The 21242-nt window shown below is 58.5% G+C and carries 22 protein-coding genes and 1 tRNA gene; 13 read left to right on the top strand and 10 right to left on the bottom strand.

Annotated features, from left to right (window positions below; translation table 11 throughout):
* Window positions 1-2: 2 nt before the first annotated feature.
* Window positions 3-596, bottom strand: a complete 594-nt coding sequence (locus BP758_RS11495; RefSeq protein WP_292371027.1) for a hypothetical protein — start codon at window positions 594-596, stop codon at window positions 3-5.
* 170 nt (window positions 597-766) lie between these two features.
* Here BP758_RS11495 and ruvC point away from each other — a divergent pair, with 170 nt between their 5' ends.
* The 4 genes from ruvC to BP758_RS11515 all read left to right on the top strand — a co-directional run bounded on the left by ruvC (window position 767) and on the right by BP758_RS11515 (window position 4789).
* Window positions 767-1237 (top strand): crossover junction endodeoxyribonuclease RuvC, encoded by a 471-nt coding sequence (gene ruvC, locus BP758_RS11500; protein ID WP_292371028.1) that lies wholly within the window; start codon window positions 767-769, stop codon window positions 1235-1237.
* Window positions 1238-1244: 7 nt separating this feature from the next.
* Window positions 1245-1850: a Holliday junction branch migration protein RuvA gene (ruvA, locus tag BP758_RS11505; RefSeq protein ID WP_292371029.1), complete on the top strand. Its 606-nt coding sequence runs from the start codon at window positions 1245-1247 to the stop codon at window positions 1848-1850.
* The gene (ruvB, locus tag BP758_RS11510) at window positions 1847-2854 is read left to right on the top strand and encodes a Holliday junction branch migration DNA helicase RuvB (protein ID WP_292371030.1); all 1008 of its coding nucleotides are present in this window, start codon (window positions 1847-1849) and stop codon (window positions 2852-2854) included. The genes ruvA and ruvB overlap by 4 nt, the downstream gene beginning before the upstream one ends.
* Window positions 2855-3085: 231 nt before the next feature.
* On the top strand, window positions 3086-4789 hold the full coding sequence (locus BP758_RS11515; RefSeq protein WP_292371031.1) for a histidine kinase N-terminal 7TM domain-containing protein: 1704 nt from the start codon (window positions 3086-3088) through the stop codon (window positions 4787-4789).
* Between the two features lie 93 nt (window positions 4790-4882).
* Here the strand turns inward: BP758_RS11515 and BP758_RS11520 are convergent, their stop codons facing one another.
* Window positions 4883-5392, bottom strand: a complete 510-nt coding sequence (locus BP758_RS11520; RefSeq protein WP_292371032.1) for a hypothetical protein — start codon at window positions 5390-5392, stop codon at window positions 4883-4885.
* Between the two features lie 103 nt (window positions 5393-5495).
* Here BP758_RS11520 and aspS point away from each other — a divergent pair, with 103 nt between their 5' ends.
* Window positions 5496-6788: an aspartate--tRNA(Asn) ligase gene (gene aspS / locus BP758_RS11525; RefSeq protein ID WP_292371033.1), complete on the top strand. Its 1293-nt coding sequence runs from the start codon at window positions 5496-5498 to the stop codon at window positions 6786-6788.
* Entirely contained in the window at window positions 6785-7687 is a 903-nt protein-coding gene (locus tag BP758_RS11530) for a methionine synthase (RefSeq protein ID WP_292371034.1), read from the top strand. The genes aspS and BP758_RS11530 overlap by 4 nt, the downstream gene beginning before the upstream one ends.
* A 721-nt stretch (window positions 7688-8408) precedes the next feature.
* Here the strand turns inward: BP758_RS11530 and BP758_RS11535 are convergent.
* Window positions 8409-9029, bottom strand: a complete 621-nt coding sequence (locus BP758_RS11535) for an RAD55 family ATPase (protein ID WP_292371035.1) — start codon at window positions 9027-9029, stop codon at window positions 8409-8411.
* Between the two features lie 83 nt (window positions 9030-9112).
* Window positions 9113-10657 carry a class I adenylate-forming enzyme family protein gene (locus tag BP758_RS11540; protein WP_292371036.1) on the bottom strand — a complete coding sequence of 515 codons (1545 nt, stop codon included), beginning with the start codon at window positions 10655-10657 and terminating at the stop codon, window positions 9113-9115.
* A gap of 156 nt (window positions 10658-10813) precedes the next feature.
* On the opposite strand from BP758_RS11540, the gene BP758_RS11545 reads away from it, so the two are divergent.
* On the top strand, window positions 10814-11374 hold the full coding sequence (locus BP758_RS11545; RefSeq protein WP_292371037.1) for a hypothetical protein: 561 nt from the start codon (window positions 10814-10816) through the stop codon (window positions 11372-11374).
* A 54-nt stretch (window positions 11375-11428) separates the two neighbouring features.
* A complete protein-coding gene (locus BP758_RS11550; protein WP_292371038.1) occupies window positions 11429-11719 on the top strand; it encodes a hypothetical protein in 291 nt (96 codons plus the stop codon).
* A gap of 29 nt (window positions 11720-11748) precedes the next feature.
* Here the strand turns inward: BP758_RS11550 and trxA are convergent, their stop codons facing one another.
* Entirely contained in the window at window positions 11749-12150 is a 402-nt protein-coding gene (gene trxA / locus BP758_RS11555) for a thioredoxin (protein ID WP_292371039.1), read from the bottom strand.
* A 118-nt stretch (window positions 12151-12268) separates the two neighbouring features.
* Between trxA and BP758_RS11560 the strand changes: the two genes are divergently transcribed.
* The 4 genes from BP758_RS11560 to BP758_RS11575 all read left to right on the top strand — a co-directional run bounded on the left by BP758_RS11560 (window position 12269) and on the right by BP758_RS11575 (window position 15291).
* Window positions 12269-12343, top strand: a tRNA-Met gene (locus BP758_RS11560).
* A gap of 159 nt (window positions 12344-12502) precedes the next feature.
* Window positions 12503-13171, top strand: coding sequence for a YIP1 family protein (locus tag BP758_RS11565; protein WP_292371040.1), 669 nt, complete (start codon window positions 12503-12505; stop codon window positions 13169-13171).
* Window positions 13172-14323 carry a COG1361 S-layer family protein gene (locus tag BP758_RS11570; protein WP_292371041.1) on the top strand — a complete coding sequence of 384 codons (1152 nt, stop codon included), beginning with the start codon at window positions 13172-13174 and terminating at the stop codon, window positions 14321-14323.
* A gap of 95 nt (window positions 14324-14418) precedes the next feature.
* Complete coding sequence (locus tag BP758_RS11575; RefSeq protein WP_292371042.1) at window positions 14419-15291, top strand: class I SAM-dependent methyltransferase; 873 nt, start codon at window positions 14419-14421, stop codon at window positions 15289-15291.
* 1187 nt (window positions 15292-16478) lie between these two features.
* On the opposite strand, the gene BP758_RS11580 is transcribed toward BP758_RS11575, so the two are convergent.
* Genes BP758_RS11580 through BP758_RS11595 form a run of 4 tightly spaced genes read right to left on the bottom strand, consistent with a single transcriptional unit; the run spans window position 16479 to window position 19668 of the window.
* Window positions 16479-17618 carry a pyridoxal phosphate-dependent aminotransferase gene (locus BP758_RS11580; protein WP_292371043.1) on the bottom strand — a complete coding sequence of 380 codons (1140 nt, stop codon included), beginning with the start codon at window positions 17616-17618 and terminating at the stop codon, window positions 16479-16481.
* Entirely contained in the window at window positions 17615-18034 is a 420-nt protein-coding gene (ribH, locus tag BP758_RS11585) for a 6,7-dimethyl-8-ribityllumazine synthase (RefSeq protein ID WP_292371044.1), read from the bottom strand. The genes BP758_RS11580 and ribH overlap by 4 nt, the downstream gene beginning before the upstream one ends.
* A gap of 45 nt (window positions 18035-18079) precedes the next feature.
* Window positions 18080-18541, bottom strand: a complete 462-nt coding sequence (ribC, locus tag BP758_RS11590; protein ID WP_292371045.1) for a riboflavin synthase — start codon at window positions 18539-18541, stop codon at window positions 18080-18082.
* On the bottom strand, window positions 18538-19668 hold the full coding sequence (locus tag BP758_RS11595; RefSeq protein ID WP_292371046.1) for a pyridoxal-phosphate-dependent aminotransferase family protein: 1131 nt from the start codon (window positions 19666-19668) through the stop codon (window positions 18538-18540). Before BP758_RS11595 ends, ribC begins: the two co-directional genes overlap by 4 nt.
* A 55-nt stretch (window positions 19669-19723) precedes the next feature.
* On the opposite strand from BP758_RS11595, the gene purE reads away from it, so the two are divergent.
* On the top strand, window positions 19724-20116 hold the full coding sequence (purE, locus tag BP758_RS11600; RefSeq protein WP_292371047.1) for a 5-(carboxyamino)imidazole ribonucleotide mutase: 393 nt from the start codon (window positions 19724-19726) through the stop codon (window positions 20114-20116).
* Window positions 20117-20179: 63 nt separating this feature from the next.
* Here purE and BP758_RS11605 read toward each other — a convergent pair whose 3' ends face one another.
* A complete protein-coding gene (locus BP758_RS11605; RefSeq protein WP_292371048.1) occupies window positions 20180-21241 on the bottom strand; it encodes a GNAT family N-acetyltransferase in 1062 nt (353 codons plus the stop codon).
* Window position 21242: the final 1 nt, after the last annotated feature.

The following is a 21242-nucleotide window of genomic DNA, read 5'->3' on the forward strand; positions in this document are numbered from 1 at the left end:
TTTTAGAACCAGAAGTCCCTTACAAAGACCTTCGATTTTGATACCCGGTCGGTAAACTGGCTGAGCGCCAGCGGGACGATCAGGAGAATGATCACAACGTTCCCGATAAACCAGGGAACAAACACCGAGCCGAACGCAGACCATGCGATAACGCCGCCAAGGGCAAGGGATGCAGCGCCCCATGCCGCAGAGACAAGATTATTGATAATTGTCCCGAAGAGCACGAGGTGGAAGAGGTCACGGCCGGATTCCATCCCGACATTGACCTTGAAGATGCGGAAGGTAAGAAGGGGGATGAGCACCATCCAGAGGTTTGCAAGCGAGAAATAGAGCGCCACCGATGCCGGCATACCGGAGAGGAGCCCTCCGCCGATGAGGCCGCCTACATAGGCGGAGATCGCCCCGTACATGCCAAACCAGAGGGTGAAGAGGAGCATGAACGCGGCCGCGATATAGATTATGGCGACACCCGTCGGAATCGTGGGACTGATCACCCGGGCGAGCAGGATGGACCCCCACGCAAGGAGCGTGTTGACGATGATGAGCCCGAGCACGAGGATGCAATACGAATAGGTCGGACATTTCTGGGTCTTCATACGAATTACCACTATCCCTATATTATCCGCCGCCATACATAGAATTTATCCCGTATCCTGCCTTTCAGGCGGCCCTCTGCACGTGGAAAAAGGGCCCCGGCAGGGAAAAAACCGAATGGCCGGCGCAGGGATTGTTCCCTGCACGGCACCGGGATGCGGCTGGTATGCACATGATCGTTACAGGCATCGATCCGGGTCTTGCCCGGTGCGGGTACGGCGTGATCCGGGTGGAACGCGGAGTCATCGCTCCTGTCTGCTACGGTTGCGTTGAAACGCCTGCCGGGAAAAGACCGGGGGAACGCCTGGTACAGATCCATGAAGAGATCACGTCCCTGTTTGCCCGGTTCCCGCCCGATGCCATTGCAATGGAGAAGCTCTTTTTCTCGAAAAACACGACCTCCGCGATGGGCGTGAGCGAGGTCCGGGGCGTGATCCTCCTTGCAGCAGAACAGCACCGGATCCCGGTCACGGAATACACGCCCAACCAGGTCAAGCAGGCAGTCACCGGGTCGGGCCGGGCCGACAAGGTCCAGATGCAGGCGATGATCACCCGGCTCCTGAAACTCGACGAGATCCCGCAGCCAGACGATGCCGCGGACGGGCTTTCGATTGCCTTATGTCATATCCACGTTATGAGATAGTGTACCAATGATCGCGTATCTGGACGGAAAGCCGGTCGCATCCGGCGAACGGTGGGTGGTGCTCGATGTCAACGGGATCGGTTACCGGGTCTTCGTGCCACAACAGGAGATTCGGGAGATCGCCCGGACAAAAGAGAAAGTAAAACTCCACACGTACATGGCCGTCCGCGAAGACGCGATTACACTCTACGGATTCCTGCGCCCAAGCGAACTCGAACTTTTTACCGTGCTCATCAGCGTCTCGGGGATCGGCCCGCAGATAGCGCTCAACATCCTCTCACAGGTAACACTCGAAGACTTTGTCCTTTCCATCCTTGACGAGGACGAGAAGAAGCTGACCCGGATCCCCGGCATCGGCCCAAAGAGCGCAAAACGCCTGATCCTCGAACTCCGGGACAAGATGAAAAAAGTGCAGGAGGCAATGGCGCTTTCCCGCGAAGGAACAGGCGATCTGCCGGCCCGGGACGCGGTAAGCGCTCTTGTCTCCCTCGGGTTTGCCGAGGAGGCATCGTACCGGGCGGTCCGGGCGGCCGGGGCAAACCTTTCCGCCCCCACGGTGCAGGGGCTCATCAAGGCAGCGCTTGCAATCCTCAAAGAGGGTGAACGGGCGTGAGCGAACGGATCATCTCCCCCGGGCCGGCCATTGAGGATCCCGAAGAGGTCACGCTCCGGCCGGCAACGCTCGATGCGTTTGTCGGGCAGGCGCCGGCAAAGGACGCGCTGCGGATCGCAATTGCGGCAGCACAGCAGCGGGGCGAGCCGGTGGACCACATCCTCTTTGCCGGCCCGCCGGGTCTCGGGAAGACCACGCTCGCCCATATTATTGCCCGCGAGATGGGGGCGGCAATCCGGACAACGAGCGGCCCGGTGCTTGAAAAGCCCGGCGATGCGGCGGCACTGCTCACCGCACTCCAGAAAGGCGACGTGCTCTTCATCGACGAAATCCACCGGATGAACCCGGTGGTCGAGGAGATCCTCTACCCGGCCATGGAGGACTACTGCATCGATGTGATGATCGGCGAGGGGCCGAGCGCCCGCTCGATCCGCTTAACCCTCGAACACTTCACGCTGATCGGGGCCACGACCCGGCAGGGCCTTCTCGGCTCCCCGTTCCGGGACCGGTTCGGGATCGTGGTGCGCCTGAACCTGTACGCGGCAGAAGACCTCGAAGAGATCGTGAAACGGAGCGCCGCGATCCTTAAGATCCCGATCACGCCCGGAGGGGCAGGGGCCATTGCCGCCCGGAGCCGGGGCACGCCCAGGATCGCAAACCGGCTCCTGCGCCGGGTGCGGGACTATGCAACGGTCAAAGGCAACGGGGAGATCACAAAAGAGATTGCAGAAGACGGCCTTGCCCTCCTGCGCATCGACGAGCTGGGCCTTGACGAGATCGACCGCAGGATCCTCACCGTCATCGCAGACGATTTCTCGGGCGGGCCGGTCGGGGCAAAGACCATTGCAATCTCGGTGGGAGAAGAGGTCCGGACCATCGAGGAGGTGTACGAACCCTACCTCATCCAGATCGGGTTTGTGAAACGCACCCCGCAGGGCCGGGAGACCACACCGGCTGCGCTTGCCCACCTCCGGCTCGAAACCCGGCAGAAGACGCTGTTTTAAAAACGGGCTGCACGTTCTCTCGTTTTGGTTTAGGTGAAGGAGCGCCGGTTTTTTTTGGTACGCCGCACGCGTGCAGGGGAACCCGGCCGGGAAAGAGCGGGGTATGGAGATCTATTGAGGAATTTTACCAGGCTGAACTTACCCTATTGAAAACTCTTAAACAGATCAGAAAAAATATGATATACTCGGAAAAAATTATTCCGGATCCGGAGTAATCAGGCCCGGTGAAGCGTGGAGATCCAGTTTTCTGTTATTGCAATCCTCTTTATCGTCTCCGCAGCAGCCACCGCGGTGCTTACCGTCGTATGCTGGCGCACCTGGAAATCCCCGGCAGCCCCGTACTTCACCCTCCTCTTTGCTGCCGCCACGATCTGGAACCTGGGGGACGCCGGGGAATTCTTAAGCATCACGCCCGCGGCAAAGTTCCTCTTTGTCTGCATGGAATACCCCGGGATGGTCACGGTACCCGTGGCATGGTTTTTGATCGTCCTCTACTACACCGGGAACACCCGGTTCCTTTCGAAAAAAAATATCGCACTGCTCTTTGTCATCCCCGTGCTCGCGGTAGCAGCAGTCTGGACCAATCCCCTGCACCACCTCTATTACACCGGCATCGCGTCGGTACTTGAACAGGGAACCTTTGTCGGGGTCTTCCTGCACGGCCCGCTCTTCTGGATCTTCATCACCTGGGCATACGGGTTGTCGGCGGTCGGCATCGTGATCGTGGCAACGCGTTTCTGGACCTCGCATGCCATCTACCAGTACCAGATCGCCCTCGTTTTAGCCGCGAGCCTGCTTCCTTTAGCAGCAAATATTGCCTATGTTGCCCGGTGGGGACCGGTACCGTTCGTGAATCTCTCGCCCCTCCTCTTTGCGTTCTCCGGCCTGCTTGCCGCATACGGGATCTCGCGGTTCCAGCTCCTCTCCCTCATGCCGGTGGCGCACGACCGGGTCTTCTCCACGATTGCCGACGGCATCATTGTGGTAGACGATCGTCTGGATATCTGCGACACCAACCCGGCCGCGGAAGAGATGCTCGGCGTTTCCTCGGACCGGCTGATCGGGCAGTCCGCCCGGACGGTGCTGCCCGGGGATATCGGGACGCTGCCTGCGGCCGGCCCGGAAAGCAGGCCCGTTATCCGGGAGGTCGTAATAGACCGCCCGGGCCAGCCGCAGTACTACGAGGCGTCCGTGATCCCGTTCGATCCCCAGATCCCGGGCAGGAGCTCCTATTACCTGATCGTGCTCCGCAATATCACCCGGAGAAAACTGGCCGAGTCCGCCCTTGCCGATGCCAGCAGGAAACTGGCCCTCCTAAACAACATCACCCGGCACGACATCCTCAACCAGATCACGGCCCTGGACTGTTATGTGGAACTGGGGTCCGGGATGGCACAGAGCAGGGAAGAAAAAGAGTTCATAAAAAAAGAGCGCGAGATTATCTCGAAGATCCATGAGCAGATCGAGTTTACCCGGGAGTACCAGAACCTGGGATCCGAAGCGGCAAAATGGCAGGATCTCCCGGCGGTCATTGCACTGGCAGCGGAACATGCCGGTAACGGGAAGGTGTCTGTTAAAAATACCGTGCCGGGAATAGAGGTCTTTGCCGACCCGATGCTCGGGAAAGTGTTCTCCAACCTCGTCGGGAATGCCGTCCAGTACGGGGAGACTATCACGAGCATCTCGTTTACCGGGGACGTGTATAATGACGAGTTTGTCGTTGTCTGCGAGGACAACGGCGTCGGGATCCCGGAAAACGACAAGCCCCGGCTCTTCACAAGAGGCTTTGGAAAACATACCGGCCTTGGCCTCTTTTTGTCCCGGGAGATCCTCTCAATCACCGGTTTTACCATCGAGGAGAACGGGACGCCGGGACGCGGAGCCCGGTTCGAGATCCGGATCCCCTCCGGAGCCTGGCGGTTCCGGAAGGACTGAGGGACACAGCAGGTATCCGGGAACAAGACCCGTTGTGTACGGGCAACAATGAAAAAAGGAGGGGGTACCCGGGGGGGTTCCCGAAGCGTGATATTATGCCGTTACCGCGTTTACCGAAGCCGGCATCAGCCGGTCGAGCAGGAATCCGGGCACCTGCTGCGAGGTCTTCACGGTAAGATCGAAGTTATCCTTTGTCCCGGCCTGGCCGAGATATGTTAAGGTGAACTGGAAATCGGCATTGTAGATCGGGATCCCGAGCGTGGTGATCTTCGCGTGCCGGGGGCTGATCACCCGGGTCTGGCCCACGACCAGCTGTTCGCGGTTGCCGTCCACATCGGTAATGACCGAACCATTGTACGCCATCACCGCGATCCGGCTGTTGCCTATCGTTACCGCTTCGCCATCCGGCAGTGCCACGGAATAGTGGGTCACGTACGGCAGGCTTTTTTCGGAGAGATCGGATGTTACCGAAACGGTCAGCGTTAAAAAGATCGCAGCAACGACCACGATAATGACTCCTGCAAGAATGCCAATCATCAGGTTCCTGCGGGAGGGAGTACCGCCATCGCCATGTGCAGCAGGGCGGGGTGGATGATCTGTCATATGATCACGTAAGCCTGCGTTTGGCCAAAAACATGTAGGGTGCCCGGGCCTAAAGGCCCCATAAACTCAATTATCCTTCCCGGCCCATTGTTATAGGATTTTAATGCGCGTTCCCATACAGAGCGTCACACCCGACGCCGGCCATGCAGAGATCTGCGGATGGGTCCACGAGGAACGGGACCTCGGCGGACTCGCGTTCTTTTTGATCCGCGACCGGACCGGGATCATCCAGGTGACCATCCCCAAAAAGAAAGTTTCCGAAGAGATTCTTCTTGCGGCAAAGAAAGTATCCAGGGAGTCCGTGGTCCGGATCGCCGGCACGGTAAAGGCCGTTGAAAAGGCACCGGGCGGCCGCGAGATCGTCCCGGACACCTTCGAGATCATCAACCTCGCAGAGACTCCGCTCCCGCTCGATGTCTCGGAAAAAGTCGGGGTCGAACTCGACACCCGGCTCGATGCCCGGTTCCTCGATGTGCGCCGGCCCCGGGTCGCCGCGGTCTTCCAGATAAGGAGCGCTGCGCTCTTTGCGGTCAACGAGTTCCTCCACAAGGAAGGGTTCATCAGCATCACGACCCCGAAGATCGTGGCCGCCGCAACCGAAGGCGGGACCGAGCTCTTCCCGATCGCCTACTTCGACAAGGAAGCGTTCCTCAACCAGAGCCCGCAGCTCTACAAGCAGATGATGATGGCGGGCGGCTTTGAGAAGGTGTATGAGATCGGGCCGATCTTCCGGGCCGAAGAGCACAATACCACGAAGCACTTAAACGAGGCAACGAGCATCGATATCGAGGTCTCGTACGCGGACCACAAGGACGTAATGAAGACGCTCGAAGACCTGATCGTCACTACCTACGAGTACGTGAACAAGACCTGCAGCACCCAGATCGCAAACCTCGAGATCGACAACTTCTGTGTGCCAAAGGCACCCTTCACCCGGCTGCCGTACTGCGAGGCAATCGAGATCGCGCAGAAGACCTGCAGCGAGCCGATCAAGTACGGCGACGATATCTCCGCCGCAGCCGAACACGCGATCGGCGACGAGATGGGCGCCCACTACTTCATCACCGACTGGCCCACCGAGATCCGGCCCTACTATGCGATGCCCTACGAGGACGACCCGTCCATCTGCAAGGCCTTCGACCTCATGCACCCGAGAATGGAACTCTCGAGCGGTGCACAGCGCATCCACCAGTACGACCTCCTCGTCCAGCAGATCAAGAAGAAGGGCCTCTCGCCCGACAGCTTCGAGTTCTACCTGCGCCCGTTCCGGTACGGGATGCCGCCGCACGCCGGTTGGGGCCTTGGCGCAGAAAGGCTTATCATGACAATGCTCGGACTCTCTAACGTCCGCGAAGCAGTCCTCTTCCCCAGAGACATGCACCGCCTCGTCCCATGAAAGCGTATTTCATCAACAAGGTATTGGCGACAACCGTGGTCGGGAGCTACCCCGTAGTGAAAGGCTCCGGCCTCAAGACCCTTTTTGATCCGTTCAAATCCGCGGTCGAGACCGCGGTCGCCGACCAGGTCAATGCCGGGATCGATATCATCTCGGACGGCCAGGTCCGGGGCGACATGATCCAGGCTTTTTCCGGCAAACTCCCGGGCATCAAGGGCCAGGACGTTGTCGGGAAGATCCAGCCGGCTTCAGGTGCAATCACCGCAGGCGACACCAAGTACGCGAAATCAAAATCGCTCTACGTCAAGGGGATCATCACCGGCCCCTCGACACTTGCCCACGGGCTCCATATCAGCACGCCGATGTACCGGAACAAGGAGGAACTGGCGCTCGATCTTGCCGCGGCCCTTGCCGTCGAGGCAAAATACCTTGAGGCTGCCGGGGTCACGCTCCTCCAGATCGACGAACCGATCTTCTCGACCGGTGTCGCCGATCTCGCTGTCGGGAAACAGGCCATCGATCTCATTACGGGAGGGGTAAAAGTCCCGACCTGTATGCATGTCTGCGGGAACATCGGAAATGTCCTCGACGACATCCTCAAAGTCAACGTGAACGTGCTGGACTTCGAGTTCTCGAAGAACCCGGAGAACCTCTCCCTCTTTGGGAGCAAGGATCTCTCGGGCCGGATGATCGGGTACGGCTGCGTTGATTCGACCGCAGAAGCAGTGGAGACCGTGGCAGAGATCAGAAAGCGGATAGAAAAGGGCGTCGAGGTCTTCGGCGCAAAGGCAATGCTTGTTGATCCCGACTGCGGCCTGCGGATGCGCTCACGGGAATCCGCGTTCTGGAAACTCAAGAATATGGCAGAAGCCGCAAAGGAAGTGCGGTTCGCGCTGTAAAACGCCGGGCCACTTTTTTTTAGGATTTTGTGACCACCCCCACTCAAACAGAGATCGGGTCGGGGCGAGGGTTTTTCAAATTTCTCTTTATACTCGTTGATCCAATGCGATAGGACGCCCACCAATCCCCCCACCAAGCCGAACGGGTGGCACGGCTACACCCGTTCTTTATTGGCGGGGGGTTCCGCTTCTTGGGTCGTATGAGATGAATCACCGTGCCACCTGTAACATATATATAACAAGGATAATAATGTCTGACCATGGTGGGAATCTTCGGTAAGAGGGGTCCAAAAACCCCTCGTGGAACAATGAACAAAATAGTTACTGGAGATGGGCGAAAATCGTATTCCGCCCAAATAGGAAATGACATTTTCAATATGTCTAGTGGGATTTTCGGTAAAAAAAGACGAAAATAGAAATTGTGGATCTTCAATTTTTGCTTTGTTCATCGATATTTGAATTAGTTTAGCAGAGAAAATCAATCGTGATTAATATCAAAGAACTATTTTTTCACTTCTTGGTAAATTACAATAATACCTTTGGAACTGCTGGTTGAGGAAAAGCAGGAGCCCGATCTTCCGGTTGTTCCCCCTAGCGAGACGGGTGTGGCCGGGCCACCCGTCGAGCGCGAGGGGGCGGAGGGGGCGAGTGCTCGTTTTGGTGAGGGTTGACCAACCTTCCGATATAGAACAATCTAAAAAAGAATGAATCCCCGAAGATCCTACACCACTCTCGACGTGGTCGATGCCTCGATCCCCCGCTCCGTAATAATAAACGGCAACAGGCGCTGGGGTGCCGGGGCATCCCGGATCTTGTGGACGATGAGCGTGCGCCCGATCTCGTTCTGCCCGATATCGGTCTTAAGCTCCATCACCAGGTCGGCGGCCCGCATGATCCGGGTCATCTCGACCGGCGAATGGACATCGGAGTACACGATAAACATCAGGTTCGCGTTGCGCTTGCGCACTTCCTTGCGGGCGAGACGCAGGAACTTGAGCGCATTGTCGATCCCGTACTTGATCACCAGCGTGGAGAACGAATCGATCACGATCCGGTGGCCGATCATCTGCGGGAGGTACATCTCCGGGTAGAGCTCGGTCGCATCAATCATGTCCGGCTCGGCATCCCCGTCGTTCATGAAGTACGTGCCTTCCTCGCCCTCGACCTTCCAGAACTGGAGTGCGGCAAGGTCAACACCGGCAAGTGGCGTCCCGTACACCATGATGACCGACCCCTGCGGGAACCCTCCGTCCAGCAGGAGGTTGAGGCCCACGATACCGGTGGATCTCTTATGCGCCATACCGGTGATCGGGATGTCCTTGATCCGGCTCTCCGTATCCATATTGCTCCGTTATAAAGAGTATTGACTTACCCTTAAAAAAGGTTCCTCAAGTCCCGGGCCTGCCCGGATACCGCGATGTGCGATCACTGCCCCTGTGAACCGAACGTTTCCCGGAGGGTCCGGCGCAGCAGCTTCCAGCCGTGCACACGGGGCAGGGCATCGACGATCAAAAGTTTCCGGGGCACCTTGTAGCCCGCAAGGTGCTTCCGGCAGAAAGCATCGAACTCCTCGCCCGAGAGCGCTGCGCCGGCTTTTAAGACCACTGCCGCGACCGGCATCTCGCCCCGGCGCTCGTCCGGGATCCCGAAGACCGCCACGTCCGCCACCGCCGGGTGCTGCACGATCACATTCTCGACCTCGGTCGGGTAGACTTTCCAGCCCGACATGATGATCATGTCCTTTTTCCGGTCGGTGATGTAGAGGATCCCGTCCGCATCCATGTATCCGATATCGCCGGTCAAAAACCAGCCGTCGTGACGGAAGACCGCGGCCGTTGCCTCGGGCAGGTTCCAGTAGCCCTTTGCAACCGACGGGCCGCGGAGCGCAATCTCCCCGGCCTCGCCCGGGGGCATCTCCTGCTCCGGGTTGTCGACCGAGACTACCCGGACCTCGGTGTAGCCGACCGCGACTCCCACGCTCCGGTAGTTCTTCGTGAGGTGCGGGTACTCGGGGAGCGTGGTCGTGCCGGACCCGATCACGATCGTCTCCGAAAGGCCGTACGAGTTTGCCACCGGGATATGGTAGCGCTGGTCGAACGCCTCCCAGACTACGGGCAGGAGGTTCCCCCCGCCCGAGATGATGAGCCGGGCGGTTTTAAGCCGGCCCTCGGTCCCGGGTGCTGCGTGGATGAGCGTGTGGATCACCGGCGGCATCCCGGCAAGGACCGTGACCCGGTAGTTTTCCGCAAGCGAGAGGTACTGCTCCGGCTCGAAACGTTCCATCATCACGAACGTCCCGCCGGCCCGGAGCACCGCGAGGCCCCAGGACAAACCAACATGGCCCATCGGGTAGATCCCGAGATACACATCGTCCGGCAGGAGCCGGAGCGCCTCGCGTTCCGCGTCGAGCGCCGTCATCCAGTTCCCGTGCGTGAGCATTGCCCCTTTGGGTTTGCCGGTCGTCCCGGCCGTGTACTGGAGATGGCAGAGATCGTCCATCCCGCAGCTGGCCGCACGCATCCCGGCCGGCGCCGGGGGAAACGACTCCCATGCCGCCGTGCAGGCCGCACCCTTTCCCCCGACACAGATCACGTGTACGAGGCCCGGGGCTTCCTTCTGCACCCCGGCAACCACGTCCGCCCGGTGCACGTCCGTGATGATCGCGCAGGCACCGGCGTCCGTTACCGCGTGGAGCAGCTCTTCTCCCTGGTACACGATATTGGTCGGGACCGCCACCGCCCCGATCCGCCAGATCGCAAAGTAGCTGATCAGGTACTCGGGCGAGCTGTCGAGATAGATGCAGACCCGGTCGCCTTTTTTTATCCCGAGTGAGAGAAGGCCGGCACCGATCCGGTTCATCTCGTCCCGGAGCTGCTTGTAGCTGTACGTCTCGTTTCTAGACGGGCAGACAAAGGCAGCCTTTGCCTCGGGAACGCTCTTTGCATCGAGCAGGGTGGTGACGTTGGACATGGGGGGGTAACGCCCGGTCTTTTTGTGATACAGTTTCAGACGCCAATGTATATACGTGTTCATTCCGGCGGGCGGCAGTACAGGAACCGGGGGCTGCAAACCAACCACAATTTTGTAATAATTGCAGGCCAAACGTATCCTTTACCGGGTGAGGACATGCCAGATATTCGGAATTTTGTGGGTTTTGCGCAGACCGAGACACTCGTCAAGGAGTACGACGGGCTGCGGATGTATTCCCCGGTCCGGGCCAAGATCGGGATCGCTGTGACCACCAAGCGCCTGATCGCGTACTCGAACGTCAGGAGTTTTTTCGACCAGCGGTCGGAGTCGCTCTACCAGCAGGTCAGCATTGCGGAGATCAAGGGAATCGGGGTAGTCCAGTCCTCGCGGTACCGGCCCGGCCTCATGGCCGGGGGGATCGTTCTTCTCATCATCGGGATCGCTCTTGCGGTCATCGGCCTTTCCGGGAAAGCGATCCTCCTCTTTGGCGGGATTGGCGTAGTAGTTCTCGGGATCGCCCTTGTGGTGACGGGCGCACTCTGGAAAAAGCCGGTCTTCCGGTTCGAAATTTGGGGAAGCTCCTGGGTGCATTCGCTTGGGGAATTCGAGAATACCCGGTCGTCCGTTGCCGCCGGCCCCGACCTGCTCAAGGTAGTTGAGGAACTCGGCGCCCTTGTCATAGAGGTCCAGGAAGGCACGCTCTATTCCGGGCAGTGACCTTCTTCATAACAAGGTATTTTTGGTCACGGGGCTGTATGATAACTGATATCTATGGCTGAAGAGACGCATCAGGAGCAGGCCCCGCCGCAACAGCAGCACCAGGAACGGGGCGCGTATCACCACCACCCGCGGGACCACCGGAACCGGCAGCCCCGGCCGGCGGAAGCAGAACCGCACCCGCCCGCAGAGGCTCCGGAGACCCCTGATACCGATCTTGATGCCGAGGACGACAAAGAGGAGATGCCCTCCCGCCAGCACCGGTCGCACGGGGGAGGCCGCAGGGGCGGACGGCCGCCAAAAAAGGTGTACGAAGAGTTCATCAACGACCCGTACTGCGAATAACAAAAACAAAAAAGATCTTTTTTTAGGATTTACGGGAAGTTTTTGAGAATCTTTTCCCGGATCGCTTCTTTCGGGTACGCCCCGATTACCCGGTCCACCAGCTGGCCGTTCGAGAAGAATACGATGTTCGGGATCGCCGAGATCGAGAGCTGCATGGCGAGCTGCTGGTTCTCGTCGGTATTACACTTCCCAAACGTCACCTTCCCGGCAAATTCCTGCGCGAGCTCCTCGATGATCGGGCCGATGCGCCGGCAGGGGCCGCACCATTCCGCCCAGAAATCGATAACAAGCGCCGGGTGTGCTTTTAAGAGTTCGCCGATATGCAGCTGGTCGACCGGGATCACGGCACCCGATACATCGGCAGATGCCATCTGTTCCTTAAGCGCGGCCATCCTCTTTTTCCGTATCTCTTCAAGCTCGGTATCGTCCATGTATGGTGTTTTGGAGGACTCCCCTAATTGAACCTAACGAATATGGCAGAAATGTGCCGTTTTTTAGTAAAGTATATGAGTGCCAGCCGGCTATATTATAGTCCTGATTAATCCGGGAAGCGAGGTAGGGTAGTCAGGATATCCCGACGGGCTCATAACCCGTAGACCGATGGTTCAAATCCATCCCTCGCTACTTTTCCTGATTTTTTTATTACAAAGACGACCGTCACGTACGGTTTCTCCGTCGATGATTCCGGGCGGGCATCCAACTAATAAACATGCAGCACAATACCGGAACATAGACAAACGCTGGCGAAATGCTTTTTGGCATTTTACCGGAGGGAAACCAACCATGAAATTTTCACTCTTCGACCTGTTATTCAATCCGAACCGCTTTTTCCAGGATACGCTCGGCGATACGGAACAGCTCAAGGTCCCGGCGCTGATCGTTTGTGTATGTGCCATCCTTGCAGCGGGCTACGGCTATCTTGCCGGGAGCCTTACCGCAAAACTGATGGACTCTGCCATGGGCGGCCTCGGCGCCGTGATGGTAGTCTTCATTATCCTTGCCGCATTTGCAGGGGTCTTTATCTTCTGGCTCATCTGGGCCGGGCTATTCTACCTGATATCGAAACTCTTCAAGGGCGAAGGAAGTTTCAACCGCTGCCTTGAAGTCGTCGGCTACGGCTACCTGCCCCAGATCTTCGGCGCGGTCATCACCCTGATCGCGGCATTCGAATATCTGCCCAAAGTCGTGGTCCCGCAGGTCACCTCCTCGGCATTGCAGGACCCGGGCGTCATGACATCGGCCACCACGGCCCTGATGCAGGATCCGTCCATGATGGCGTATACCGAGACCGCCGCGGTCGTCTCCGTTGTCTTCCTGCTCTGGAGCGCAAACACCTGGATCTTCGGGATAAAACAGGCTCGCAGGCTCTCCATGCGCGACGCGGCAATCTGCGTGGGAGCGCCTGTAATCATATTCATCGCCTACGTCGTCCTGACCATGGCAGGAGCCTGAATGAAGACACTGTACTTCACGGTCATCGCGATCGTTCTCCTGCTCGCCGGGATCGGCGGCGCATCTGCCTATACCACATCGGACTCCCTTGCAGCCGCAGGAAACGTGTACGTTTCGGGAGTCTCCTATGACCCGGGCGCGTTTTTTACCGGGGATAAGGGAACGGTCACCGTCTCGGTGACAAACGGGAACCGCAACCAGAGCGTGGTCATCGGACACGCCACGTTCGGCGACGAAAATATCAAGCTTCTGGGGTCTCCCTACGATATCGCATCCAATATCGGGCCGGCCCAGACCCGGGACTACACGTTCTCCGTGGGCGCGGATGTCCCTGACGGGCACTACTACCCGCGGCTCTCGTTAAGTTACCGCGATGCGGGCAGCCTGTACTACCCGGCGGCAGTCTGGGTGGATAATACGCCGCTCGTGCTCGCCGTCATCAACAGCCCCGACTCCTATTCATCCGGCAAGAAGGACACGATCTCCCTCCAGATCGCAAACCCGCGAAAGGCCGGGGTGAAAAATGCCGTCCTCAGTATCTCCGGGGACAATGCGGAGATCCTGCCGGCATCCACCTATATCGGCCCCCTTGCAGCGGGATCGAGCACGCTCGTGAACTTCACGGTGACACCGCACGCGGAGACGACCTTAAACGTTACCCTCAATTACGACAACGGGGACAATCACCACAGCGTCTCGCAGCAGATCCCGATACGGTTCTCGCCCGACAAGAAGGATGCTGACCCGGTGATGAGCAATATCGAGGTGAAGAACACCGCAGGGGCATTTGAGGTGACCGGCGATATCACCAATGCCGGCCTCTCCACGGCAAATGCCGTGACCATCACGGCGCTCTCCCCGGCCGTGCCCGCCGATCCCTACCGCTCGTACGTGATCGGGGCCCTCAAGCCCGACGATTTCGGGAGTTTCACGGTTACGTTTACTGCGGTAAACCAGACCGAGGTCCCCTTACTGGTGTCGTACAAGGACAGCCAGGGGAACCTGTTTACCTCGACAAAGAACGTGACCCTGCCCCGGTTTGGGGCACAGGGCCAGGCTAGCGGGTCAATGCTCCCGCAGATCATCGGGGCAATTGCACTCCTTGTCTTTATCGGCGGGTGGGCAGTCTACCTGATGAAGCGTAAAGAGTGAGATACCGGACCTGCTCCGGACTTTTTCTTTTTTTATTTGTTACAGGAATCTTCCAGCGAAACACTCTTATCCGGCAAGAGAGCCAGTACTTCTTCATGGCAGGGCAGGCACGTACTCCGGAAAAGAACCCGTGCGAAGCAAACGAGCGCTGGGCGCACCAGCAGCGCCTCCAGGAGTCCTCGAAGCATTTCGAGGATGCGTCGCACAACTGGGACGACCCGGCAAATGCGAAACGCTATGCGGAGAATTCCCGGGGCGAGTACGACGACCGGGTGCAGACAACAATCGCCGGTCTCGCGCTCAATAAAAATATGCGGGTGCTCGATATCGGCGCCGGGCCGGGAACGCTCGCGATCCCCATCGCACCGCGGGTAAAAGATGTGACCGCGATCGAGCCCGGGGCCGGGATGGCCGCCGTTCTCAGGGAGCAGTGCCGGGCAAAAGGGATCGCAAACGTATCCTGCATCAAAAAACTCTGGGAGGATATCGACCCGGCCCGGGACCTGGACGGGAAATACGATCTCGTGATCGCTTCGCTCTCCTTAACGATGCAGGACATCCGGGCTGCGCTCTTAAAGATGGACGCGGTGGCAAACGGTGAGGTCTGCCTGTACTGGTTCGTGGATATGCCGTTCTGGGAAAAGATGTACGTGGAGCTCTGGGAGCCGCTGCACGGGTGCACGTATTATCCCGGGCCAAAGACCGACTGCCTCTTTGAAGTGCTGTACAATGCCGGGATTTATGCGGACGTGAAGATGATGCCACTCAGTAAAGAGTACCGGTTTGGATCCCGGGACGAGATGACCGCATTCTTCCGGGGCCGGTTCAGGGTGACGACCGCAGCGCAGGAGAAGATCCTTGACGCGTACCTTGCGCGGCTCGTGCAGGAAAAGAATGGTGAGGTCGTGGTGTCCGGCCGTTCGACGTACGCGAAGGTCTCGTGGAAGGCGACGGGAAGATCGGGCTGACGGGTGTCTGACAGGGTGTGTTTTCCTTCTTCTTTGGGAGGGTAGGTTTCCGCAGATCCTTTCTCCGACGGAGGACCGGAACAGGGCGATCCCTCAAAACCGGTTTCCAGTGGAAGTTGTGGCCACGCCCATAGAAATTCCTGATTTAATCGCGTATTTCTAAAAATGCCACGATTTTAAGGCTTTTTAAACCTGCAATTTAGCGGGCTTCCTGCGGCAGGGTTTTTGGGATCGATGGAATGGTCATCTGAGCCTGATATCTGCCAACCGGTGCAATCTGTGAGCGTTTCTTGGATCTCCGACGGGGAAATTTATCATAATGATGCAGTATCGACGGTGACTCAATATAAGAAGACGCTCTTTGGGGCTGGCGCCCCCGCCGCTCGGGCATCCCCCCATTGCGATAGCTCTGTATTACCTGTACCGGGAGCAGTTCTGAATGCAGGTAAGTCAGAGTGTATCGTTCGCGCCCCCGCCCCCTCGGGGGCTGGGATGGCGCAAGGGGGGGCTGAGTGTAACGGTACGGTCTTGTCCCTGGCCGCTCCAAAATTTTTCCGGCAATTTTGATTTTCATCCGGAAAAATCCGGGCGTACGAACTTTCATCCGGAATTTTTTTGGAGCTTTCAGATTTCAAACCAAAAAAAATCCGGCCGGAGAAATTTCAGTCCAACTTTTTTTTCTTTTTTCAAATTTCGACCGGAAAATTTTTTGGTTTTTCAACTTTCGCGGCAAAAAAAAGTCCGGGTTTTTTTGATCCCGGTGCCGGGTCCGTATTGCTGGATTTACGCCGGAGAACTGAGTTAGTTGTATAACTAACACCTTTTTTTCCAACTTTCGCGCCAGATTTTTTTTCTTTTTTCAACTTTCAATCCAAAATTTTTTAGGATTTTCAACTTTCGAACCGAAAAAAATGTGCCGAAAAAACTTTCGCGCCAAAAAAATCCGGGCGTACCAACTTTCGAACCGGAAATTTTTACCCGGAAAAACTTTCAGGCCGTACTGGCGGGACGCGATCGGCCGGAACGGATTTTCCGGCCCGGGACGTCTCCGTCGTGGTATTTGCATCAATAGCCTGTTTTTCCCGTTTTCGCTGCGATCGTTTCAAAATTTTCTGGCGCGAAAGTTCGAACAAGCGCAAAGATTGCAGGAAAACAACCCAAAAAAGTATCTGGTTGGCCGGGCCCGGTTACTTCCCGCCAACCTTCTTGATCCGCTCCATCGCTTCATGGAGCCTCTCCATCGAAGCCGCATATGAAAGCCGGATCCATCCCGGGGCATAGAACGAGCTGCCCGGGGTTGCAGCCACATGGCCCTTTTCGAGCCAGTCGGTCGCGATCTTATTGTCGTCGCCGGTAACTTTCACGAATGCGTAGAAAGCGCCATCGGCCGGGGCGCAGGTGTAGCCCATCTTCCCGAGCTCGGCCACCATAAACTTCCGGCGCCTGTCGAACTCGCTGCGCATAGATTCAACGCATTTCTGGTCGCCTCTGAGCGCTGCAACCGCACCCCACATCGCAAAGGTCGTTGCCTGCGAGACCGAATGCTGCTGCACCCTGGACATCGCTTTGATGATCGGCTTTGGGGCCACCGCGTACCCGAGCCGCCACCCGGTCATCGCGTAGGCCTTGGAGAAGCCGTTGACCGTGATCGTGCGCTGCGCCATATCGCCGAGCGACGCAAGCGAGATGTGCTCTTTGCCGTAGATGAGCTTCTCGTAGATCTCGTCCGACATTGCGTACAGGTCGTGATCCTCGCAGAGATCGGCCACGAGCTTCATCGATTTCTTATCAAAGACCGCCCCGCTCGGGTTCGAGGGCGAGTTGATCGAGATCATCTTGGTCTTTGCATTGACCTTTTCGAGAATAGAATCGTCGAGCTGGAAGGTCTTCTGGTTCACCGGGTGGAATACCGTCTTCCCGCCCGCCATCTGGACGCAGGGTTCGTACGAGACCCAGGCCGGCGTGGGAAGGATGACCTCGTCGCCGGGGTTTAAAACCGCCTCCATCCCTTCGTAGATGGCGTCCTTTGCGCCGCAGGTCACGATCACCTGGTCGGGTTCGCAGGCAAATTTGTTCTCTTTTGCGATCTTTTCGCTGATCGCCGCGAGAAGCTCGGGGATGCCGTTACTGGGCGCATAGTGCGTCTCGCCCTTTTTGAGGGCGCCGATGCAGGCATCGGTGATATGTTTCGGGGTATCGAAATCAGGCTCGCCGATCGAGAGGCTGATGACATCGATGCCCTCCCGCTGCATCTTCTTTGCCTTGTTCGTGATCTCGATAGTAGCCGAGGGCGCGATCGCCGCAACCTTTGCCGAGAGCTGCTTCATTGTAATCTTTTGACAAGTTTTACGGCGGATTCAACGGCACGCTTTGCATAATCGATCCGCTCGTTTGCTTCGAGCCGGCTCATGCCGGGCCCGGAGATGCCGAGCGTGACCGGCTTGCCGAATTCAAGCGAGAGGTCGATGATCTTCCGTGCCGCGTGCTGCACGACAATCTCGTCGTGCTGGGTCGCGCCTTCGATCACGCAGCCGACCGTGACAACCGCGTCGACCTTTCCTGCGGCAAGCATCTTTTTTATGGCAAGGGGCATGTCGAATGCTCCCGGCACGTACAGGCACTCGGTCACTTCGGCGCCGAGGAATGCTGCGTGTTCCCGTGCCTCGATCTCCATCATGTAGGTGATGTCACGGTTGAACTCCGCAACAACGAATCCCAGTTTTACCGGTTTTGTATCGCACATATCAGATCATCTCGTTTGTTTGCACATAAACCTGTCAATGGGGCCCTACCGCCGGGCAGGGCCGGCGTCCTCGAACCCCTGGCGCTGGCCGGTGCCGGCGTTCCTTGTAAGGACCTCCGGGTGGAGGAGCAGGTTGACGGCATTTTCTGCATGTTCCCGGGTGCGCTGCTCGGCAAGCCATGCAAGCTCTGCATCGTCTTTGGCCTCGTCCTCGTGCACGAAGACCTCGATGATGTGATGGTTGGTCATGAGCTGGCACATGATGAGCCCCTGCGATGCCTCGTGGGCGCAGAGCTTGTCCTTGTCCTTGCCCCCGGGCATACCGAGCGCCATCACGATCTCGCACCGGCGTTCTTCAATCAGTTTCTTGCAGGCAACCGGCAGGTCTTTGACGCCCGGCACGGTCACCCGTTCGATCGCCACGCTCGCGTGCTTTTTGAGCTCGTCGATGGCGATCGCTCCCATATTGACGCGTGAGAAGGTGGTGTCTGCAACACCAACCTTCATCCCAGCACCTCGGCCGCGGCCTCGACACCGTTGCCCTTGATCTTCCAGCCGGCCTTTACCAGGCCGTGCTGGGTTGCGGCAAGGGTGGCGAGGATCTCGGGTGCGCTCACGGCGCCCATGGTCCCGATGCGGAAGATCTTGCCCTTGAGGTGGTCCTGGCCGCCGGCAATGGTGATGCCGAGCTTCTTTACCGCGCCGCGGACGTCATCGTCCTTGACGCCCTCGGGGTATGCTGCCGCGGTGACGGTGGTCGCGTACTCGTGCTTTGCATCGATCTTCGGGTAGAGCGAGAGGCCCCATGCCTGCACTGCGGCGCGGACTGCCTTTGCCATCTTCTGGTGCCGGGCGATCCGGTTTGCCATGCCTTCTTCTTCGATCATAAGGCAGGCCTCGCGGAGCGCAAGGAATAAGGGAACCGCCGGGGTGTACGGGGTCTCCATGGGTTTACCTGCAGCACTCTTCCTGTACGCCGCAAGGTCGAGGTAGTACGGCGGGTTTTTCGTGAGCCGCTCCCATGCCCGGCTGCTCACCGCAACTGCGGCAAGGCCGGCGGGGGCTGCGAGGCACTTCTGCGAGCCGACAATGGCGACATCGACGCCCCACTTGTCCATCTCGACGAGATCGCCGCCGACCGAAGTGACGCCGTCCATGATAAAGAGCGCGTCGTGCTTGTGCGCGAGCTTCCCGACTTCCGCTGCCGGGTTCTTGATACCGGCCGAGGTCTCGTTGTGGACCATGGTGACGACCTGTGCGCCGGCTTCGAGCTGCTTTTCGAGACCTGCGAGGTCGAGCGGGGTGCCCCATTCGGATGGAAGCTCGTGGGCCTTTCCGTAGCGCTGGCTGATCTTATAGAGGCGTTCGCCGAACTTACCGTTCACAAAACAGGCGATATCCTTGTCGCGGCCGAAGTTTGCGACCGCGGCTTCCATGCCGGCCGTGCCGGACCCGCTGATGATGACAACATCGTTTGCGGTCCCAAAAGCGGTCTTTAAGACCCGCACGCAGTCAGCGTATACGGCGCCGAACTCGGCGCTGCGGTGGTTGATTGCCTGGCGGGCCATCGCGAACCTGACCCGTTCAGGCATCGGTACCGGGCCCGGTAACATAAGGAGGGTTTCTTTTTCCATGTGGATCTGCCAATAATATATTTATAAATACGGGATATAAGTTTGGATGGCTCTTATGGCAGACGTAAGTATCATCTGCGGATCTGCATCCGATTCCGTAATTGCCGACAAGGCAAAGAAGGTCCTTGACGAGCACAAGATCGCCTGGGACTACCAGGTTATCTCTGCCCACCGGGACCCGGACAAGCTGGATGCGTATGTGAAGGGTGCCCCAAGCAAAGTCTTCATCGCGATCGCCGGCCTCTCGGCCGCGCTCCCCGGGGTCATCGCGTCAAAGACCGACAAGCCGGTGATCGGGGTTCCGGTCAGCGGGACGTTGAACGGCCTCGATGCCCTGCTCTCGATCGTCCAGATGCCAAAGGGCGTGCCGGTTGCCTGTGTCGGGATCGACAATGGCGACAATGCGGCGCACCTGGCGATCCGGATCTTAAAGCTGGCAAAGAAGTAAAAAGGATTGTTCCCCGTATCGGGAACCCCTACCGGTTTTCCCCGGCTCTTTTTTTACCGGGCTTTATACACCCTGCGGATCCTCCCCTGCCCCACACCCGGTCTTTTCGATCTGCGAGCCGATGTAGTCGAGCAGCCGACGGCCTGCCGGGTTTTCGCCGATGCAGAGTTTTTCCGGATCGATCGCGATCCCCTGGAGGTCCTGCATGAGAAGCACGAGCCCGTCCTTTGCGGGCAGGATACCGGCAAAGACAAAGCCGAGCGCCTCTGCTGCGGTGACTACGGAGGGCGAGCCGGGATCGTTTAAGTTCAGGTGCAGCCGCAGGACCTTTGCCCCTGCCGAGCGGAGCATCCGGACCGCCATGGCAAGAACCTCGTGGTAATCGTATCCTGCTTTCCGTATCCAGATCAGCCCGGCGCCGCTTTCCTGGTTGAACATGTACTCGATGGCCGACGGCCCGCCCACGGGATAATAGCCGGTCTCCGTGGCGGAGATATGGACCCCGAGATCCCGGCAGAGAGCGCAGATAACCGGGCGGTGGCGATCGGGAATATACTGGTACCCGTACTCCCCGGGGGCGAGGATTCGGGTGTAGAAGACCACGCTCTCGCGCTGGCCGGAGGTTTCGACAATTCCCGGAAACGAGATCCCCTGCGGCTGCGACCCGAGGAGGATCGCGGTAGAGGTAAATCCCTCCCGCTCGATTGCCTGCCGGGCGTACGGGTGGGACGTGAATGTCCCGGCCGTGAGGGCAACATACCCGGCCTGCCTGCCAAACGAGACCAGGTGCCGCGTGAGCCTCCCGCCGATCCCCCGGCCCCGGCGGGCAGGGGAGACTGCAAGGGAGCCCAAAAGACCGATCTCGGGATAGCCGTAATACCCGGAAAGCGAGCCATAGCCGACGACCGTCCCGCCCGGTCCCTCTGCGATGGCGGATCGGAGCTCGCCGCACATCACCCGTTTCCGGAGCAGGACCGGGTCGTAGACCGACCGCCTCGGGCAGGTCTCGCCGTACACTTCCCGCATCAGCCCGGTAACGCTTCCCGCGTCCTCCGGCTGCATGGGACGGATCCGGATCTCTTCTTCTGCCGCACCGGATTCGGATTCCCCAAGCGTGGCGATCATG

Source organism: Methanoregula sp. UBA64 (assembly GCF_002502735.1).
Taxonomy (GTDB): Archaea; Halobacteriota; Methanomicrobia; order Methanomicrobiales; family Methanospirillaceae; genus Methanoregula.

Excerpts from the sequence above, each read along its gene's own strand:
- BP758_RS11580 (WP_292371043.1), bottom strand. The coding sequence starts at position 17,618 with ATGAAGCAGCTCTCGGCAAAGGTTGCGGCGATCGCGCCCTCGGCTACT.
- ribC (WP_292371045.1), bottom strand. The coding sequence starts at position 18,541 with ATGAAGGTTGGTGTTGCAGACACCACCTTCTCACGCGTCAATATGGGA.
- BP758_RS11495 (WP_292371027.1), bottom strand. The coding sequence starts at position 596 with ATGAAGACCCAGAAATGTCCGACCTATTCGTATTGCATCCTCGTGCTC.
- trxA (WP_292371039.1), bottom strand. The coding sequence starts at position 12,150 with ATGGACGATACCGAGCTTGAAGAGATACGGAAAAAGAGGATGGCCGCG.
- BP758_RS11530 (WP_292371034.1), top strand. The coding sequence starts at position 6,785 with ATGAAAGCGTATTTCATCAACAAGGTATTGGCGACAACCGTGGTCGGG.
- BP758_RS11575 (WP_292371042.1), top strand. The coding sequence starts at position 14,419 with ATGGCAGGGCAGGCACGTACTCCGGAAAAGAACCCGTGCGAAGCAAAC.
- purE (WP_292371047.1), top strand. The coding sequence starts at position 19,724 with ATGGCAGACGTAAGTATCATCTGCGGATCTGCATCCGATTCCGTAATT.
- ruvC (WP_292371028.1), top strand. The coding sequence starts at position 767 with ATGATCGTTACAGGCATCGATCCGGGTCTTGCCCGGTGCGGGTACGGC.
- ribH (WP_292371044.1), bottom strand. The coding sequence starts at position 18,034 with ATGTGCGATACAAAACCGGTAAAACTGGGATTCGTTGTTGCGGAGTTC.
- BP758_RS11595 (WP_292371046.1), bottom strand. The coding sequence starts at position 19,668 with ATGGAAAAAGAAACCCTCCTTATGTTACCGGGCCCGGTACCGATGCCT.
- aspS (WP_292371033.1), top strand. The coding sequence starts at position 5,496 with ATGCGCGTTCCCATACAGAGCGTCACACCCGACGCCGGCCATGCAGAG.
- BP758_RS11535 (WP_292371035.1), bottom strand. The coding sequence starts at position 9,029 with ATGGATACGGAGAGCCGGATCAAGGACATCCCGATCACCGGTATGGCG.
- BP758_RS11550 (WP_292371038.1), top strand. The coding sequence starts at position 11,429 with ATGGCTGAAGAGACGCATCAGGAGCAGGCCCCGCCGCAACAGCAGCAC.
- BP758_RS11545 (WP_292371037.1), top strand. The coding sequence starts at position 10,814 with ATGCCAGATATTCGGAATTTTGTGGGTTTTGCGCAGACCGAGACACTC.
- BP758_RS11570 (WP_292371041.1), top strand. The coding sequence starts at position 13,172 with ATGAAGACACTGTACTTCACGGTCATCGCGATCGTTCTCCTGCTCGCC.
- BP758_RS11540 (WP_292371036.1), bottom strand. The coding sequence starts at position 10,657 with ATGTCCAACGTCACCACCCTGCTCGATGCAAAGAGCGTTCCCGAGGCA.
- BP758_RS11565 (WP_292371040.1), top strand. The coding sequence starts at position 12,503 with ATGAAATTTTCACTCTTCGACCTGTTATTCAATCCGAACCGCTTTTTC.
- ruvA (WP_292371029.1), top strand. The coding sequence starts at position 1,245 with ATGATCGCGTATCTGGACGGAAAGCCGGTCGCATCCGGCGAACGGTGG.
- BP758_RS11520 (WP_292371032.1), bottom strand. The coding sequence starts at position 5,392 with ATGACAGATCATCCACCCCGCCCTGCTGCACATGGCGATGGCGGTACT.
- BP758_RS11605 (WP_292371048.1), bottom strand. The coding sequence starts at position 21,241 with ATGATCGCCACGCTTGGGGAATCCGAATCCGGTGCGGCAGAAGAAGAG.